This window comes from Streptomyces sp. P9-2 (genome assembly GCF_051903975.1).
In the GTDB taxonomy this organism is placed as follows: Bacteria; Actinomycetota; Actinomycetes; order Streptomycetales; family Streptomycetaceae; genus Streptomyces; species Streptomyces cellulosae.
Genome location: NZ_CP192633.1, coordinates 2,928,976 through 2,945,487, shown reverse-complemented (window position 1 = coordinate 2,945,487; position 16,512 = coordinate 2,928,976). Strand labels below are relative to the sequence as shown.

At 72.7% G+C, this 16,512-nt stretch carries 12 protein-coding genes and 1 pseudogene; 9 read left to right on the top strand and 4 right to left on the bottom strand.

The window, feature by feature from the left end; translation table 11 throughout:
* Nucleotides 1-345 precede the first annotated feature (345 nt).
* Nucleotides 346-3,093 carry a pyruvate dehydrogenase (acetyl-transferring), homodimeric type gene (gene aceE / locus ACQY0Z_RS13510; RefSeq protein WP_189901579.1) on the top strand — a complete coding sequence of 916 codons (2,748 nt, stop codon included), beginning with the start codon at nt 346-348 and terminating at the stop codon, nt 3,091-3,093.
* Nucleotides 3,094-3,308: 215 nt separating this feature from the next.
* Here the strand turns inward: aceE and ACQY0Z_RS13505 are convergent, their stop codons facing one another.
* Together ACQY0Z_RS13505 and ACQY0Z_RS13500 are read right to left on the bottom strand one after the other, a co-directional pair.
* Nucleotides 3,309-3,620, bottom strand: a complete 312-nt coding sequence (locus ACQY0Z_RS13505) for a small hydrophobic protein (RefSeq protein WP_189901580.1) — start codon at nt 3,618-3,620, stop codon at nt 3,309-3,311.
* Nucleotides 3,621-3,754: 134 nt separating this feature from the next.
* Nucleotides 3,755-5,374 carry an MFS transporter gene (locus ACQY0Z_RS13500; protein WP_189901582.1) on the bottom strand — a complete coding sequence of 540 codons (1,620 nt, stop codon included), beginning with the start codon at nt 5,372-5,374 and terminating at the stop codon, nt 3,755-3,757.
* A 111-nt stretch (nt 5,375-5,485) separates the two neighbouring features.
* On the opposite strand from ACQY0Z_RS13500, the gene ACQY0Z_RS13495 reads away from it, so the two are divergent.
* The 3 genes from ACQY0Z_RS13495 (at nt 5,486) to ACQY0Z_RS13485 (ending at nt 8,392) form a co-directional block, all read left to right on the top strand.
* Nucleotides 5,486-6,175 carry a TetR family transcriptional regulator gene (locus ACQY0Z_RS13495; RefSeq protein ID WP_439812317.1) on the top strand — a complete coding sequence of 230 codons (690 nt, stop codon included), beginning with the start codon at nt 5,486-5,488 and terminating at the stop codon, nt 6,173-6,175.
* Nucleotides 6,176-6,229: 54 nt separating this feature from the next.
* Nucleotides 6,230-7,447 carry an alpha/beta hydrolase gene (locus tag ACQY0Z_RS13490; protein ID WP_439812316.1) on the top strand — a complete coding sequence of 406 codons (1,218 nt, stop codon included), beginning with the start codon at nt 6,230-6,232 and terminating at the stop codon, nt 7,445-7,447.
* A 66-nt stretch (nt 7,448-7,513) separates the two neighbouring features.
* On the top strand, nt 7,514-8,392 hold the full coding sequence (locus ACQY0Z_RS13485; protein WP_189901587.1) for a DUF4429 domain-containing protein: 879 nt from the start codon (nt 7,514-7,516) through the stop codon (nt 8,390-8,392).
* Between the two features lie 62 nt (nt 8,393-8,454).
* On the opposite strand, the pseudogene ACQY0Z_RS13480 reads toward ACQY0Z_RS13485, so the two are convergent.
* Together ACQY0Z_RS13480 and ACQY0Z_RS13475 are read right to left on the bottom strand one after the other, a co-directional pair.
* Nucleotides 8,455-8,568: pseudogene (locus ACQY0Z_RS13480) on the bottom strand (aldo/keto reductase); the annotation flags it as partial.
* Nucleotides 8,569-8,596: 28 nt separating this feature from the next.
* Nucleotides 8,597-9,058: a MerR family transcriptional regulator gene (locus tag ACQY0Z_RS13475; RefSeq protein WP_028959740.1), complete on the bottom strand. Its 462-nt coding sequence runs from the start codon at nt 9,056-9,058 to the stop codon at nt 8,597-8,599.
* A gap of 93 nt (nt 9,059-9,151) precedes the next feature.
* On the opposite strand from ACQY0Z_RS13475, the gene ACQY0Z_RS13470 reads away from it, so the two are divergent.
* From ACQY0Z_RS13470 to ACQY0Z_RS13450, 5 genes are all read left to right on the top strand, one after another.
* Nucleotides 9,152-9,619, top strand: coding sequence for a GNAT family N-acetyltransferase (locus tag ACQY0Z_RS13470; protein WP_189901589.1), 468 nt, complete (start codon nt 9,152-9,154; stop codon nt 9,617-9,619).
* A gap of 18 nt (nt 9,620-9,637) precedes the next feature.
* A complete protein-coding gene (locus ACQY0Z_RS13465; RefSeq protein WP_189901591.1) occupies nt 9,638-10,459 on the top strand; it encodes a serine hydrolase domain-containing protein in 822 nt (273 codons plus the stop codon).
* Nucleotides 10,460-10,606: 147 nt separating this feature from the next.
* A complete protein-coding gene (locus ACQY0Z_RS13460) occupies nt 10,607-11,587 on the top strand; it encodes a hypothetical protein (protein ID WP_439812315.1) in 981 nt (326 codons plus the stop codon).
* A gap of 56 nt (nt 11,588-11,643) precedes the next feature.
* On the top strand, nt 11,644-13,476 hold the full coding sequence (locus ACQY0Z_RS13455) for an HSP90 family protein (RefSeq protein ID WP_254587302.1): 1,833 nt from the start codon (nt 11,644-11,646) through the stop codon (nt 13,474-13,476).
* A gap of 2 nt (nt 13,477-13,478) precedes the next feature.
* Entirely contained in the window at nt 13,479-16,403 is a 2,925-nt protein-coding gene (locus ACQY0Z_RS13450) for a hypothetical protein (RefSeq protein ID WP_439812314.1), read from the top strand.
* Nucleotides 16,404-16,512: the final 109 nt, after the last annotated feature.

The following is a 16,512-nucleotide window of genomic DNA, read 5'->3' as shown; positions in this document are numbered from 1 at the left end:
GGCCGTAGTCCACACGGGCGGGACGGATCGCGCAAGTACCCGGCCGTGCGGACCGCCGAAACGGTGACGATCCTGGCCGGGTCACCGCAACTCCAGGCACCCCGTCTCCGTCAGCAGTGATGGACACCACACCTTTGTGCCCCGTTTGGGCGTTTGGGAACCGCTTGTGGGTACGAGACTCGCATGTACTCGCCCCTTGCGTCACCGTACCGGCCGCGCCGAGGGATTACCTCTCGGTAGAGATGACGTCCGCGGTCGCGGGGTGGAGCATGGGAGCGGCGCACACCGGGCCGTGGCGAGCGAGACGACGGCCCATCCACGGCCCTCCGACAGGTAAGGAACAGCGTGGCTTCCGCATCCGATCGCAGCCCGATCATCATTGGCGGCCTTCCGAGTCAGGTTCCTGACTTCGACCCCGAGGAAACCCAGGAGTGGCTCGACTCCCTCGACGCCGCGGTCGACGAGCGCGGCCGGGAGCGGGCCCGTTATCTGATGCTGCGGCTGATCGAGCGGGCCCGCGCCCGGCGCGTGGCCGTGCCCGAGATGCGCAGCACGGACTACGTCAACACGATCCCCACCCGGGCGGAGCCGTTCTTCCCGGGCAACGAGGAGATCGAGCGCAAGATCCTGAACGCGACCCGCTGGAACGCCGCCGTGATGGTCTCGCGCGCCCAGCGCCCGGGTATCGGGGTGGGCGGCCACATCGCGACGTTCGCGTCCTCCGCGTCGCTCTACGACGTGGGCTTCAACCACTTCTTCCGCGGCAAGGACGAGGGCGACGGCGGCGACCAGGTCTTCTTCCAGGGGCACGCCTCCCCGGGCATCTACGCCCGCGCGTATCTGCTGGACCGGCTGAGCGAGCAGCACCTGGACGGTTTCCGCCAGGAGAAGTCGAAGGCGCCGTACGCGCTGTCGTCGTACCCGCACCCGCGGTCCATGCCGGACTTCTGGGAGTTCCCGACGGTGTCGATGGGCCTCGGCCCGATCGGCGCGATCTACCAGGCGCGGATGAACCGCTACATGCACGCGCGGGGCATCGCGGACACCTCGAAGTCGCACGTGTGGGCGTTCCTCGGCGACGGCGAGATGGACGAGCCGGAGTCGCTGGGCCAGCTGAGCATCGCGGCGCGCGAGGGCCTGGACAACCTGACCTTCGTCGTCAACTGCAACCTGCAGCGGCTGGACGGCCCGGTGCGCGGCAACGGCAAGATCATCCAGGAGCTGGAGTCGATCTTCCGGGGCGCCGGCTGGAACGTGATCAAGCTGATCTGGGACCGCAGCTGGGACCCGCTGCTGGCGCAGGACCGCGACGGCGTGCTGGTGAACAAGATGAACACCACGCCGGACGGCCAGTTCCAGACGTACGCCACGGAGTCCGGGGCGTACATCCGCAAGCACTTCTTCGGCGACGACCACCGGCTGCGCGCGATGGTCGAGAACATGACCGACGACCAGATCCTGCACCTGGGACGCGGCGGTCACGACCACCGGAAGATCTACGCGGCGTACAAGGCGGCGGTGGAGCACAAGGGCCAGCCGACGGTCATCCTGGCGAAGACGGTCAAGGGCTGGACGCTGGGCCCCAACTTCGAGGGCCGCAACGCCACGCACCAGATGAAGAAGCTGACGGTCGACGACCTGAAGCACTTCCGGGACCGGCTGCACCTGCCGATCCCGGACAAGGACCTGGAGTCGGGTCTTCCGCCCTACTACCACCCGGGGCCGGACTCGGAGGAGATGCAGTACATGCACGACCGCCGCCGGTCCCTCGGCGGGTACGTGCCGACCCGGGTGGTGCGCGGCAAGCCGCTGGCGCTGCCCGAGGACAAGACGTACGCGAGTGTGAAGAAAGGCTCGGGCCAGCAGTCCATCGCGACGACCATGGCCTTCGTGCGGCTCCTCAAGGACCTCATGCGGGACAAGGAGATCGGCCGCCGGTTCGTGCTGATCGCGCCGGACGAGTACCGCACGTTCGGCATGGACTCGTTCTTCCCGAGCGCGAAGATCTACAACCCGCTCGGCCAGCAGTACGAGGCGGTGGACCGGGATCTGCTGCTCGCCTACAAGGAGTCGCCGCAGGGGCAGATGCTGCACGACGGCATCTCCGAGGCGGGCTGCACGGCCTCGCTGATCGCGGCGGGCTCGGCGTACGCCACGCACGGCGAGCCGCTCATCCCGGTGTACGTCTTCTACTCGATGTTCGGTTTCCAGCGCACCGGCGACCAGTTCTGGCAGATGGCCGACCAGCTGGCGCGCGGTTTCGTGCTCGGCGCGACCGCCGGCCGCACCACGCTGACCGGTGAGGGTCTCCAGCACGCCGACGGGCATTCGCAGCTGCTCGCCTCGACCAACCCGGCGTGCGTCGCGTACGACCCGGCGTTCGGCTTCGAGATCGCGCACATCGTGAAGGACGGGCTGCGCCGGATGTACGGCTCGTCGGAGGAACACCCGCACGGCGAGGACGTCTTCTACTACCTGACGGTCTACAACGAGCCCATCCTGCACCCGGCGGAGCCGGAGAACGTGGACGTCGAGGGCATCCTCAAGGGCCTGTACCGCTTCAGCGAGGGCACCTCCGGCTCGCTCCCGGCGCAGATCCTGGCGTCCGGGGTGGCGCTGCCGTGGGCGATCGAGGCGCAGAAGATCCTCGCGGAGGAGTGGAACGTCAAGGCGGACGTCTGGTCGGCGACCTCCTGGAACGAGCTGCGGCGCGAGGCGGTGGCGTGCGAGGAGCACAACCTGCTGCACCCGGAGGAGGAGCAGCGCACCCCGTACGTGACGCGCAAGCTGGCGTCGGCGCAGGGGCCGGTGGTGGCGGTGTCGGACTGGATGCGGTCGGTGCCGGACCAGATCGCGCGGTGGGTGCCGGGCACGTACCAGTCGCTGGGCGCGGACGGGTTCGGCTTCGCGGACACGCGCGGGGCGGCGCGGCGCTTCTTCCACATCGACGCGCAGTCGGTCGTGCTGGCGGTGCTGACGGAGCTGGCGCGTGAGGGGCACCTGGACCGCTCGGTGCTGAAGCAGGCCGTCGACCGGTACCAGTTGCTGGACGTGTCGGCGGCGGACCCGGGCGCGGCGGGCGGCGACGCGTAGCGCCTCCGGCGGGCGGGGGATGCCAGTCGGGGCGGCGGGGCGGCCGCGGGTGGTTTCGGGCCGGTCGCGCAGTTGCCCCGGACCCCTGAGGGCTGTCCCACCGCCGCCCGGATGCGCGGGGAACGGAGACGCGTGCCACGTGGAGCGGGGCCGCATCGGCGAGGGGGCCTCCGGCTGGTTCGCCGGAGGCCCCCTCGCCGATGCTGTCGACCGGGTCAGAGCATGCCGGTCCCCATGGCGCCCGCCCCGGCCAGCCAGATGACGGCCAGGAGCGTGTCGATGGCGCCGAGGACCAGGGCGATCAGGGCCGGCACCGAGCGGGAGCCCGCCCAGCTGCGGCCCATGGCCAGCCAGCCGCACACCATCGCCACCGGGCCGAGCACGATGCCCAGGACGAAGAAACCGGCGACGGCGCAGATGGCTCCGATGATCCCGAGCGTCGCGCGATCCGGCCCGGACCGTGACCACGTCCGGCCACGTGTGCGGGGGTTCCTGCGCGTGGTTCCGTGTCCGAAGCTCGCCATCATCAACTCCCTGATGGGTTGGTTGACATGGCGGGTACCCCCTCTTCCGTCCTGAATTCCCCGTGTGCGTACGGGGGATGACCGTCACGGCGCGCCGCACCCCTCCGGCGGCGCGCCGGCGCGGCCCTCACGGGGCGTCAGATGTGGCCGACGCCCGCTCCCGCCTCCGCGTTCTCGCCGCGCTTGGTGAGCAGCGCGACCAGGACGGCGACGGCGGCGACCCCGGCGGCGACCAGCGACGCCAGGCTCATGCCGGAGATGAAGGTGTCGTGGGCGACGTCGGTGATCTTCGCGGCGATCGCCTCGGGGGTGCCCTTCGGCACCGGCGGCACACCGACCTGGACCGCCTCGGAGGCCTGGCCGGCCTGTTCCGGGGTCAGCGGCGGGAGGCCCGCCTTCTCCCAGTTGCCCGGCAGGTCGCCGTCCACCTTGGAGGCCATCACGGCGCCGAGCACGGCGGTGCCGAGGCTGCCGCCGACCTGCATCGCGGACTGCTGGAGACCGCCGGCCACACCGGACAGCTCCAGCGGCGCGTTGCCCACGATGACCTCGGTGGCGCCGACCATGACGGGGGCGAGGCCGAGGCCGAGCAGCGCGAACCAGACCGACATGGCGAGGCTGCCGGTGCTCTTCTCCAGCGTGGAGATGCCGTACATCGCGAGCGCGGTGCAGGCCATGCCGCCGGCGAGCGGGATGCGCGGGCCGACCTTGGTGATCATCACGCCCGCGAGCGGGGAGCCGACGATCATCATGCCGGTGAGCGGCAGCAGGTGCAGACCGGCGTCGACCGGGCTGAGGCCGTGCACGTTCTGCAGGTAGAAGGTGACGAAGAACAGGCCGCCCATGAAGGCGATGGCCATGAGCACCATCAGCACCACACCCGCGGACAGCGGAACGGAGCGGAAGAGGGCCAGCGGGATCAGAGGCTCCCTCACCTTCGTCTCCCAGAAGGCGAAGACGGCGAAGCCGACCACGGAGGCGGCGATGAACGCCCAGGTCCTGCCGTCGCCCCAGCCCCACTCGGGCGCCTTGATGAGCGCCCACACCAGGCAGAACATCGCGCCGGACAACAGGGCGATGCCGGGGATGTCGAAGGAGCGCGGGGCGTTCTCCGCGCGGTGGTCGAGCAGGATCCACACGCCGAGCGCGACGGCGAGGACGCCGACCGGCACGTTGATGAAGAACACCGACTGCCAGTTGACGTGCTCGACGAGGACGCCGCCGAGGATCGGGCCGCCGGCGGTGGAGGCGCCGATGACCATGCCCCAGATGCCGATGGCCATGTTGAGCTTCTCGGCGGGGAACGTGGCCCGCAGCAGGCCGAGCGCGGCCGGCATCAGCAGCGCGCCGAACAGGCCCTGGAGCACACGGAAGACGATGACGAGCGTGATGCTGTCGGAGAGGCCGATGGCCCCGGACGCGGCGGCGAAGCCGACCACGCCGATGAGGAAGGTCTGCCGGTGGCCGAAGCGGTCACCGAGCTTGCCCGCGGTGATCAGGGACACCGCGAGGGCGAGGAAGTACGCGTTGGTGATCCACTGGACGTCGGCGAGGGTGGCGCCCAGGTCGCTGGCGATGGCCGGGTTGGCGATGGCCACGATGGTGCCGTCCAGGGCCACCATCATGACGCCCACGGCGACGGTGAACAGCGTGAACCAGGGGTGCCCGCGCAGCCCCTTGCCGGGCGTCGCCTCCGACGGGCCGGCCGAAGGGCCGTCCCCCTGCCCCGCCTTGTCGAGGGTGGTCTGACTAGTCATACATTCGAGGCTAGTGTCAGCCGCTGACACTTGACAATTCATTTCACCAGTCAGTAACTGACAGGACATGCGTCCCTCGCCCGGTCCGGGCGCACGGTTCAAGGAGGAGCCATGGACACGGTCGGGACCGTCGTGGGCGCCCTGCCGCGGCCGGGCCTGCGCGAGCGCAAGAAGCAGCGCACGCGGGACGCCTTGGTCCGGGCCGCCCTGGAGCTCATCGCCACCCGTGGCTACGACGGCACGACGGTCGACGACATCGCCGCGGCCGTGGACGTCTCGCAGCGCACCTTCTTCCGCTACTTCGCCAGCAAGGAGGAGGTGGCGCTGTTCGTGCCGCGCCTCGCGGAGCAGCGGATCGTCAACGCCGTACGGGCCCGCCCGCGCGACGAGGCGCCGCTGGAGGCGCTGCGCCGGGCCGTGCTGGACAGCTGGGACGCCATCGACGAGGCCGTGGGGGAGCTCGTCCCGGTGGAGCTGCACATGCGGGTCTACCGGGTCATCGAGTCCACGCCGGCCCTGCTCGCCGCGCATCTGCGCCGGGCCGCGGAGCTGGAGGAGGAGCTGGCGGGGATCATCGCCGAGCGCGAGGAGGTGGACGTCGACACCGACCCGCGGCCCCGCATCCTGGTGGCCGCGTTCGGCGGGGTGATCCGGGTGGCGGAGCGCCGGTGGTCCGAGAGGGACGACCTGAGCACCGAGGCGCTGCGGGAGCTGATGCGGACGTGCCTGGACCATGTCGGACCGGCCCTCGCCACGAACTGGCGTACGACCGCATCCCTGGATCGGCCCACCGAAACGTGATCCCGGTCACTGGATTCCCGCGAGACACTCTCGTTCTCCTAGTGTGTCCTCCCAGTGACTTCCTTCGACACCTCCCCCCAGCTGAACGTGTGGCGGGCGCTGCTGGCGCTCGCCGTGGTCTTCGTGATGCTGGCGACCACCGGCTGGACGGCACTGCGTCACCAGCGCCACCCCGCTCCCCTGCAGGCGTCGCTCGCCGCGTGGGAGGACGGGCGGGTGGCCGGGAAGCGGCTGCCCGACCCGCAGTCGGCGCCGACGCGCCTCGCCCGGTTCTTCGCCTCGCTCACCGCCGCGCAGCGGCTCCGGCTCGCCGAGCGCTATCCGCTGGCCGTCGGCAACATGAACGGCGCGCCGGTCGAACTGCGCTACCGCGCCAACCGCATCGCGCTGGCCGAGGCCCACGAGACCGAGCTGAGCCGGGTGCACGACACCCGGCTCACACCCGAGGGCCAGCAGCAGGCCGCCCGCAGGATGGACCGCATCGAGGCGCTGATGCGTCCGGAGCGGCACATCCTCGCCTTCAACCCGGCGGGCGCCGGACGCGTCGCCGAGGTCTTCGGTGACCTGCGCCACGCCGAGCGGGTGTCGGTGGTCGTCCCCGGCGTCGACACCGATCTGCTGACCTTCCAGCGCTCCGAGCGCCGGCACTCCGCCCCCGTGGGCATGGCCAAGTCGCTGTACAAGGCGCAGCGGCGGGCCGACCCCGCGACGCGCACGGCCGTCATCGCCTGGGCCGACTACACCGCGCCCAGCGGGCTCGGCATGGACGCGGCCACGGCGATGCGCGCGGAGGACGGCGCGGACCGGCTGGACGCGATGGTGCGGGGACTGCCCGGGCTCACCCCGGTCTCCCTGTTCTGCCACAGCTACGGCTCGGTGGTCTGCGGACTCGCCGCGCGGGACCTGCCGGAGCGGGTGTCCGACATCGCCGTGGCCGGCAGCCCGGGGATGCGGGTGGAGCACGCCTCCCAACTGCGCACCACCGCGCGGGTGTGGGCGATGCGGGACGCCGACGACTGGATCCAGGACGTGCCCCACCTGGAGCTCGGCGGACTGGGCCATGGGGCCGACCCGGTGGCCGACGGGTTCGGCGCGCGCGTGTTGTCGGCCCGTGACGCCAAGGGGCACGCCGGGTACTTCGTGCCCGGCACGGACAGCCTGCGGAACTTCGCGGGGATCGGGGTTGGCGCATACACGGCGGTGTCGTGTGCGCACCGGAACGACACCTGCCTGGCGGGTTTGTCCGGTACGACCCCTACCGGACGCGCGTAGAAGCGGAGATACTGCGGTATGCGTGGGGAGGGGACGGAGAAGCTCGTGCCGCATACGATGAGCCGCATGGGTGACGTACTGGCCGGATTTCATGCCGCCTGGGAGTTCGAGTCCGACTCCGTGCTCATCCGTTACGTACGAGGGATTCGAACACCCAAGCTGTTCCAGGCGCTCGGGGAGCGGCGCGTGCCTCTGGAGGCGATCGAGGGCGTGACCCTCTCGCCCGGCAAGCGCGGCACCGTGGTCCTGCGTCTGGAGCCCCGGCCGGGAGCCGACCCGCTGATGGAGGCGGCCGCCGGGCAGTTGAAGGAGAGCAGCGACCCCTACCGGCTGGTGCTGCCCGCCGAGCGGGAGACGCTGGCCGAGTACTACGCCGACGAACTGCGTGCCCAGCTCACCGAGTCGGGCCCCGCCGAGCGCCACCTGGTGGCCGCGCCCGAGGCGCCGCTGCAGTTCAAGGCGTACGACGGCAAGGCGACGTTCGACGGTACGTCGGTGGCGTTCCGCTGGTTCTGGACCGGGGCGTCCTCGGCGAAGTGGAAGGCCGGCGACCAGCGATTCCCCGTCTCCGAGCTGAGCGGGGTGGAATGGCGGTCGCCCGAGGTGTTCGAGGGTCATCTGCGGCTGCTGCGCCGGGACACGGCGGTGCCGGCCCCGGCGCAGGCCGACCAGGACCCCGCCGCGGTGGTGTTCGGGCTGGGGTACGGGCCCGTGCACGAGTCACTGCCGTTCGCTGCGGCTGTGCTGGCCGCGGTGCGGAGTTGCTCGGCGGTGCCGGCCATGTCTTCGCCTGCCGCGGGCGCGGGGGGTGTGCCGTCGTCCGCTCGGCGCGATCCTGCGGATATCGCCGAGCGGATCCGGCATCTCGGGGAGTTGCATCAGGCGGGGCTGGTGACGGATGAGGAGTTTTCCTCGAAGAAGGCGGAGTTGCTCGCGGAGCTTTGAGTCGTCCGCCGGGTGCGGGTGCCTGGGGGCTGGGCGCGCAGTTCCCGGCGCCCCTTCGGGCGCAGGGCACGTTCCAGGGCGGCCCGGGAGGCGTCCGCGTCGGCGGGGCCGTAGGCGAAGTTCATGCCCATGCGGCCGAGGCCCTGCACGCCCGCCTCGGGGCCGCCGGCGCCCAGCGTCGTCGTCGGACCGTGTGCGCGGTCATCATGCCCTTTCCGAGGCCAGGGCGCGCCCGGCGTCCGCGTAGAAGCTGATCTTGCGGTCCAGGACGGCGAGGGTGCCCTGGAGTTCGGCGATCCGGGACAGCACGTCCTCGCGGGTCGCCTTGAGCAGCTCGAAGCGCTCGGCGTACGTGTGGTCGCCGGCCCGGACCAGTTCGGCGTAGCGCACCATGTCGGCGACCGGCATGCCGGTCAGGCGGAGCTTGCCGACCAGGGCGAGCCAGTCGAGGTCACGGTTGGTGTAGCGGCGCTGCCCGGTGTGGGAGCGGTCGATGTGCGGCATGAGGCCGATCCGCTCGTACCAGCGCAGGGTGTGCGCGGTCAGCCCGGTGAGGGCGGCCACCTCGCTGATCGTGTACTTGTCCTTGCCGTCCGGCCGCCGGTCGCCTTGCGGGGGTCCGGCGCAGGTGTCGGTCCTGGTGTCCGTGGTCTCCGTCACCGTCATGCGTCCACGCTAGATCCTTGGAGTGCGCTCCAGGCAAGCGGTGCCGGTGAGAAATGGGCGGACGTGTCGGGACGCTCCGACTACCGTGCGGGCATGAGCCTTGTACGCCGGGCGACGCCCGAGGACGCGGAGGAAGTGCTGCGTCTGCGCCAGGTGATGATCGACTCGATGGCCCGCTCCGACCCGTCCACCGCGTGGCACACGGTGTCCCTGCCGGTGCTGCGCGAACGGCTCGCGGAGGACAGCTCCTTCGCCGCGTTCGTCGTGGACCACCCGGAGCGGCCCGGCGCCCTCGCGGCGCTGGTGGCCGGGACGCTGGACTACCGGATCGGCGGGGCGCGGAACCCGCATGGGATCGACGGTCACGTCTTCAGCGTCGCCACCGACCCCGACGCCCGGCGCCGAGGCTACGCGCGGGCCTGCGTGGAAGCGCTGCTCGAGTGGTTCCGCGAGCGGGGCGCCGGGCGGGTGCGGCTGACCGCGAGCACGGAGGCGGAGCCGCTGTACCGGTCTCTGGGGTTCACGCCCAAGCCGGACCCTTTGCTGGAGCTCATGCTGTGAGCGCTTAGGCTCGACGGCATGTCGCTGAAGAGCCTCGCGTCGATCGAGAACTGGCCGGTTCCCACCGCTGCGGCGGGGGTGGTACGGGCGGACGGCACCGTCCTGGGCACGCACGGCCCGTCCGGGCGCCGCTTCCCGCTGGCCTCGGTCACCAAGCCGCTGGCCGCGTACGCGGTGCTCGTGGCGTACGAGGAGGGCGCGGTCGAGCTGGACGAGCCGGCCGGGCCCGAGGGCTCGACGGTGCGGCATCTGCTGGCGCACACCTCGGGTCTGGCGTTCGACGAGCACCGGGTGACCTCCGCGCCCGGCGAGCGGCGGCTGTACTCCAACGCCGGGTTCGAGCAGCTCGGCGACCATGTGGAGAAGGCGACGGAGATCCCGTTCGCCGAGTATCTGCGGCAGGCGGTGCTCGAGCCGCTGGGGATGACGTCCACCTCGCTGGAGGGCTCCCCCGCCAAGGACGGCGTGTCCACGGTGGACGACCTGCTGCGGTTCGCCGCCGAGGTGCAGGCGCCGCGGCTGCTGGACCCGCGGACCGTGGCCGCCGCGACGACCGTGCAGTACCCGGGCACCAAGGGCGTGCTGCCGGGCTACGGCCACCAGAACCCCAACGACTGGGGGCTCGGCCTCGAGATCCGGGACGCCAAGGCGCCGCACTGGACGGGCGCCTCGTCCTCGCCGCGCACCTTCGGGCACTTCGGCCAGTCGGGCACGTTCCTGTGGATCGACCCGGACGCGGGCGCGGCCTGCGTGGCGCTCGCCGACCGGGCGTTCGGACCCTGGGCCGTCGAGGCGTGGCCGCCGTTCACCGACGCGGTGCTGGCGGAACTGCGCGGCTGATCGCCGCCGTTCGCTCGGATTTGCCGTAATCACCGCTCCCACCTGCGAGGTTGGCATGGGACCGGTGTGAAAACCCTGTGGAAGCGGTGTCGGTGGCGCGCCCTATGATGCGCCGGACGATCACGCGGGACCAGGGGAGGGCGCGGCATGTTCGGCAAGCTGTTCGGCAGGGGCGAGGAGGGACCGGGTGCGGATCCGCACGCCCTTCCGGTTCCCCGGCGGAAGAACGGCGTGCACCCGCTGCGCGCCCTCGGCGACCGGCGGGTGCTGGCGGCCGTGGAGGCGGCCGACGCGGGCGACTGGGAGGGCGTCAAGGAGGCGCTGGCCCCGTTCGACCTGGGCCGTGACCACCAGGTCCTCGGTCAGTTCACGGACATCGACGGGCTGCAGGACTGGATCGGCCACGCCGTCGAGGAGGACAAGGAGCACCGCGCCCTGGCCCTGCTGATATCCGGTGCGCGCCACATCAAGTGGGGCTGGGAGGCGCGCACCGCCGCCCGCGCCGTGCACGTCACCCAGGAGCAGTGGCGCGTGTTCCACGAGCGGCTCGACATCGCCGAGCGGCAGCTGTTCGAAGCCGCCGAGCTGCGTCCGGACTGGATCACGCCGTGGCGCCAGCTGCTCACCTCCGCGCGCGGTATGTCGCTCGGCCCCACGGTCGCCGAGACCCGGCGCGACGCGGCGCTGCGCCGCGACCCGCTCGACCTGGAGGTCCATCTCGAATGGGTGTCCCAGCTCCAGCCCCGCTGGGGCGGTGAGCCCGGGGAGGCGCTGGAGTTCGCCCGCGCGGCGTTCGCCGCGGCGCCCGACGGCCACCGGCTCGGCTGCGCCGTCGCCATGGCGTACATCGAGGAGTGGGTGGAGTCCGACGACGGCGCCTGCCTCCAGCAGCCGCGGATCCGGGCCGAGCTGAGGCAGGCGGCGGAGCGCAGCGTCCTGCATCACGCCTACGAGCGCCGCCTGGGCTGGCAGGGCGACTACAACATCTTCGCCATGGCCCTGTCCCTGGCCGGAAGCAGCACCGCCTCCAACGTCTTCCGCGAGCTGGAGGGCGCGTACACCGAGTGGCCGTGGACGTACATGTCCGAGCCGCAGAAGGCGTACGCGCGCTTCCGCAAGGCCTTCTGAGCCCCGGCCCGCCCAACTTCCGCCGTCACCGCACGCCTTCACCCCCCGGACCGCCCATGACCCTGCCCGACCACACCGCCGACCGCACCTTCCAGGTGGATCTGCGCGGCCTCGTCGACCTGCTCTCCCACCACCTCTACTCCAGCCCCCGCGTCTATCTGCGTGAACTGATGCAGAACGCGGTGGACGCGCTCACCGCCCGGCACACCCTCGAACCGGGCGCGCCCGCCGGGTCGTTCGGCATCCGGCTGTACGCCGACCGCTCCGTGGTCCGCGTCGAGGACGACGGCGTCGGCCTCACCGAGACGGACGTGCACACCTTCCTCGCCACGATCGGCCGCAGCAGCAAGCGCGCCGACGGGATCGCCGAGCAACGGGGCGACTTCATCGGCCAGTTCGGCATCGGCCTGCTGTCCTGCTTCCTGGTCGCGGACGAGATCCACGTGGTCAGCCGGTCCGCCCGTACGCCCGGCGCGCCGGCCGTGGAGTGGCGGGGGCGCGGCGACGGCAGCTACACCGTGCGCGCCCTGCCCGCCTCCGCACGCCCCTCCCCCGGCACCACGGTCACGCTGACGCCGCGCGCCGACGCGGGCGAGTGGACCGCGCCCGCGCACGTGCACGCGCTGGCCCGGCACTTCGGCTCGCTGCTGCGGCACCCGGTGACCTTCGACGACGGCACCGGCGGGCCCGCCGTACCGGTCAACCCGGAGCAGGCGCCCTGGGCGCGGACGTACCCGACGCCGGGCGCCCGCTCCCGCGCGCTCGCGAAGTACGGCGAGGAGGTGTTCGGCTTCACGCCGCTGGACACCCTCGAGCTGGACCTGCCGGCCGTGGGTCTGAGGGGCGTCGCGTGCGTGCTGCCGGAGGCGGTGCCGGCCGGGCGCCGTCACGGGCACCGGGTGCACGTCAAGGGCATGCTGCTGTCGGAGCAGGCGGAGGAGATCCTGCCCGACTGGGCGTTCTTCGTGCGCTGCGTGATCGACGCGGAGAGCCTGCGCCCCACGGCGTCCCGCGAGTCCCTGTACGAGGACGACACCCTCGCCGCGGTCCGTGACGCGCTGGCCGAGCAGCTGCGCGCCTGGATCGCCCGCGTCGCCGCCAGCGACCCGGAGCTGCTGCACCGCTTCCTCCAGGCGCACCACCTGTCGGTGAAGTCGCTCGCCGTGCACGACGACGAGATCCTGCGGATGCTGCTGCCGTGGCTGCCGTTCGAGACCACCGACGGGCACTGCACGCTCGACGAGTTCTCCCGCACCCACCGCACCGTGCTGGTGACGTCCAGCGTGGAGGAGTTCCGGCAGGTCGCGGCGATCGCGTCGGCCGCCGGGCTGGGCGTGGTCAACGGCGGCTACACCTACGACCGCGAACTGGTGCACCGGCTGCCCGAGATCCGGCCCGAGGTGGGCGTCGCCGACCTCGACCCGGCGACGCTGACCGCGCACCTCGACCCGGTCGACCGGGAGACGGAGCTGGCCGCCGCGGCCTATCTGGCGCTGGCCCGTGAGGCCCTCGCGGTGTTCGACTGCGACGTGGCGCTGCGCTCCTTCCAGCCGGCGTCCGCGCCCGCGCTGCTGGTCGACAGCCGGGAGGCCCGGCACGAGCGCACCCGCTCCCGGCTCGCCCGCGAGCAGGAGGGCGGCCTGTGGGGCGACATCCTCGGCGCCCTGCGGCAGGAGGCGCCGCGCGCCCAGCTGATCCTCAACCAGCTGAACCCGCTGGTGCGCACGGCCGTCGCGATCGACGAGCCGGAACTGGCCCGCACCAGCGCCGAGGCCCTGTACGGGCAGGCGGCGCTGCTGTCCCGGCGTCCGCTCAGGCCCGCCGAGTCCAGCCTCATCAACCGCTCCTTCCTCGACCTTCTCGCCCACGCCCTGCGCAAGGACCGCTGACGATGCAGACCCCGCCCCAGACCACCGACGAGCTGTACGCGGCGCTGCGGGAGAACGACGCCCGCCCCTACGGCCGCACCCGGACCGTCGCCGCCGAGGAACTCGCCGAGGCGGCCGAGCTGTTCGGCGAGCCCGCCGTGCTGATCCACGCCCTCCTCGACCTCCAGGAGGCGTACACCTACGGCTCGGAGCCGCGGAAGTCGCCGGTCGTCTTCGCCCGGCTGCTGAACCTCTTCGACGAGCGGCCGGACGTGTTCGACGACCGGCTGCGCCACCAGCTGTTCTGGCGTTTCAAGTGGGTCGCCAACGCCCTGCGCTGCCTGCCCGAGATACCGCTGGCCAGTCTGCGCCAGTGGCAGACGGAGATGCGGGACCGCTACGAGAAGGCGGGGCTGGACCTCCAGCCGTACTACGGGCAGGCGTACCAGCTCGCGGCGCACGTCGGTGAGGACACCGCCCTCGCCTACGAGTTGTGGGCGGGCCGCGCCCGCAGCCTGCTCAGCGACTGCGAGGCGTGCGAGACCTGTGAGCGCGCCCTGTACCACCTGGCGGCGGGCGACGACGAGCGGGCGCTGCGCGTCTGGGCGCCGGTGCTGGCGGGCAAGGAGTCCTGCCAGGAGGAGCCGGCCCGCTCCGTCTCGTACGCGCTGCTGCCGCTGCTGCGGACGGGCCGTACGGACGAGGCGCGGGGGCTGCACCTGGCGGGCTACCGCGGCTGCCGCCGCAACCCGTCGATGGCCGGGGAGATCGGCCGCCACCTGGAGTTCTGCGCGCTGACGGGCAACGAGGCGCGCGCTCTTGAGCTGCTCGCGGAGAACCGGAACCTGTTCGACGAGGTCGACTCGCCGCTGGCCCTGCTCGACCTGCTCAACGGCGTGGAGGTGCTGCTCGCCCGCGTGGAGACGCTGGGCCACGGGGCGCTGCCGGCCGCCGGGTTCCCCGGGCGGAGCTGGACGGTGACGGAGCTGCGGGCCGAGGTGCGGGGGCGCGCCGACGACCTGGCCGCCCGCTTCGACGCCCGCAACGGCACGACGACGCACGGCGACCGGCGTCGGGCCCGTCTGGCGCAGGCGCCGCTGCTGGAGTCGCTGGAGCTGACGCTGCGCCCGCGCACCCTGGAGGACGTGGCCCCGGCGGCTCCGGCCCCGGCTCCCGCCGAGCCGCTCCCCGAGTCGCCGGCGGAGCTCATCCGCCGGGCCCGGGAGCTGGACGAGCAGGGCCACCCGGACGCCCACGCCTGCTGGGCCCGCCTCCGCGAGCTGACCGCCGCTCGCGACTACACCCACCCGGACGACCCCTCCGTGGGCCCGCTGATACAGCTCCGCGCGGACCTCCTGGACGACGAGGCCACACTGGTGGACCGCAGGGACGCGTACGCGGAAGCGGCGGCGCTGTACGAGGAGGCGGCGGGCCTCTACGAGGACGCGGGGCTCCCGGGGCACGCGGCGCTGGCCCACGGGCAGGCGGTGCTGGCGGCGGTGCGGGTGGGGCCGGAGGACGCCGGACACGAAGCCGGCGTTCACACCGATGCCCTGACCGAGGCCCACCAGGCGCTCGTGCGGCTGCACGAGGAGGCGGACGGGCTCGCTCCGTTCCTGGAGGCGCGGCTGCTGCGGCTGCGCGTCAGCACGCTCGGGCTGCGGCTTCAGGCGTCCGGGGACCGTGACCTCGTCGCCTCCGTCCTCGCGGAGGCGGAGTTGCTGCACGACTTCGCCACTCGGTACGCCCTGCCCGGGCAGATCGCGGGGGCGCGGCTGTTGCGGGCCACCGCGCACGCCATCGCCGGTGACCTGCCCGCCGCGCTCGCCGAGACGGACGCGCTGGCGGGGCTGTTGCGGACGGACGGTCCCGCCTGGCACCTGCCGCGTGTGCTCGCCCTGCGCGGCAAGATCCAGCTGGGTCTCGGCGACGCGGAGGCCGCCCACGCGAGCCTCGCCGAGGGGCTGCGGCTGGCCGCCGAGTGGCCCGGCGACACCGTCGACGCCTCGACCCTCCACGGCGAACTGGCCCAGGCATGCATGCACTTGGGTCGCCCGGACGAGGCGCTGCGCCATCTGACCCGCTCGGCGGAGCTGGACCTGCGGGCGGGCAACCGGTTCGACGCGTTCTGCACGTACAGCAATGCCGCCCAGCTCAGCCTCGACCTGGGCCGGGTCGAGGACTGCATCGCCCTGCTCGACTCGCTGCTGCTGGAGCCGGACGTCGTGGACGGCGGGCTGAACGACCGGCTCGTGGCCCAGCTGCGGCTGACGCGGGCCCGCGCGCTGCACGCCGGGGAGGACCTGAAGGCCGCCACGGCGGAGTTCGTGGCGCTCGCCGCCGAGTCGGCGGGCTGGGACGACGACCCGGGCAGCCACGCCATGATCGCGGCGGAGACGGCCGTACTGCTCGGTGAGGCCGGGGAGTTCGGGCAGGCGCGGGAGGCCGTGGACCGGGCGCTCGCGGCGCACGCGCGCGACCCGCGGTTCGAGATGCTCAGCAACGCGCTGCGGGAGCTGGCCCGGCTCCAGGCGCACCAGCAGGGCCCGGAGGGGCTGGCGGGCGCCCGCGCCTTCCTGGAGGACGCCGGCCGGGTCGCCGACGCGGCCCGCGCCGCCGGGTTCGTGGCGCACGGCCGCTCACTGGACTCCGCCCTCGCCTACGAGCACGGGCGGGTGAACGCGTACGGCGGCGCCTACGAGGAGGCGCTGGCCGCACTGGAGAAGGCCCTCGGGCTGATCGGGGAACCGGGCGAGGACGCCACGGAGGCAGGCGAGTGGGCGGAGTGCGTGCGGCTGGCAGGTGTCGTGGAGGGCGTCTACCTGGAGCGGCGTGCGGCGGCGCTCGGCCGGCTCGGGACGGCGGCGGAACGGCTGACGGCCCTCGGCCACGGTGAGGCGGCGGAGGCGCTGTCGGAGCTGGTGGAGAGGCTGCGGGACGAGGAGTGAGCGGGGCGGAAGGGGCGGGGCCACGGCCGTCGGAGAGCCGGGTCCCGCCCCTCCCGTCTCGGTATCCGGGTCCCGCCCCTCCCGTCTCGGTATGCGGAACGCTTCACCG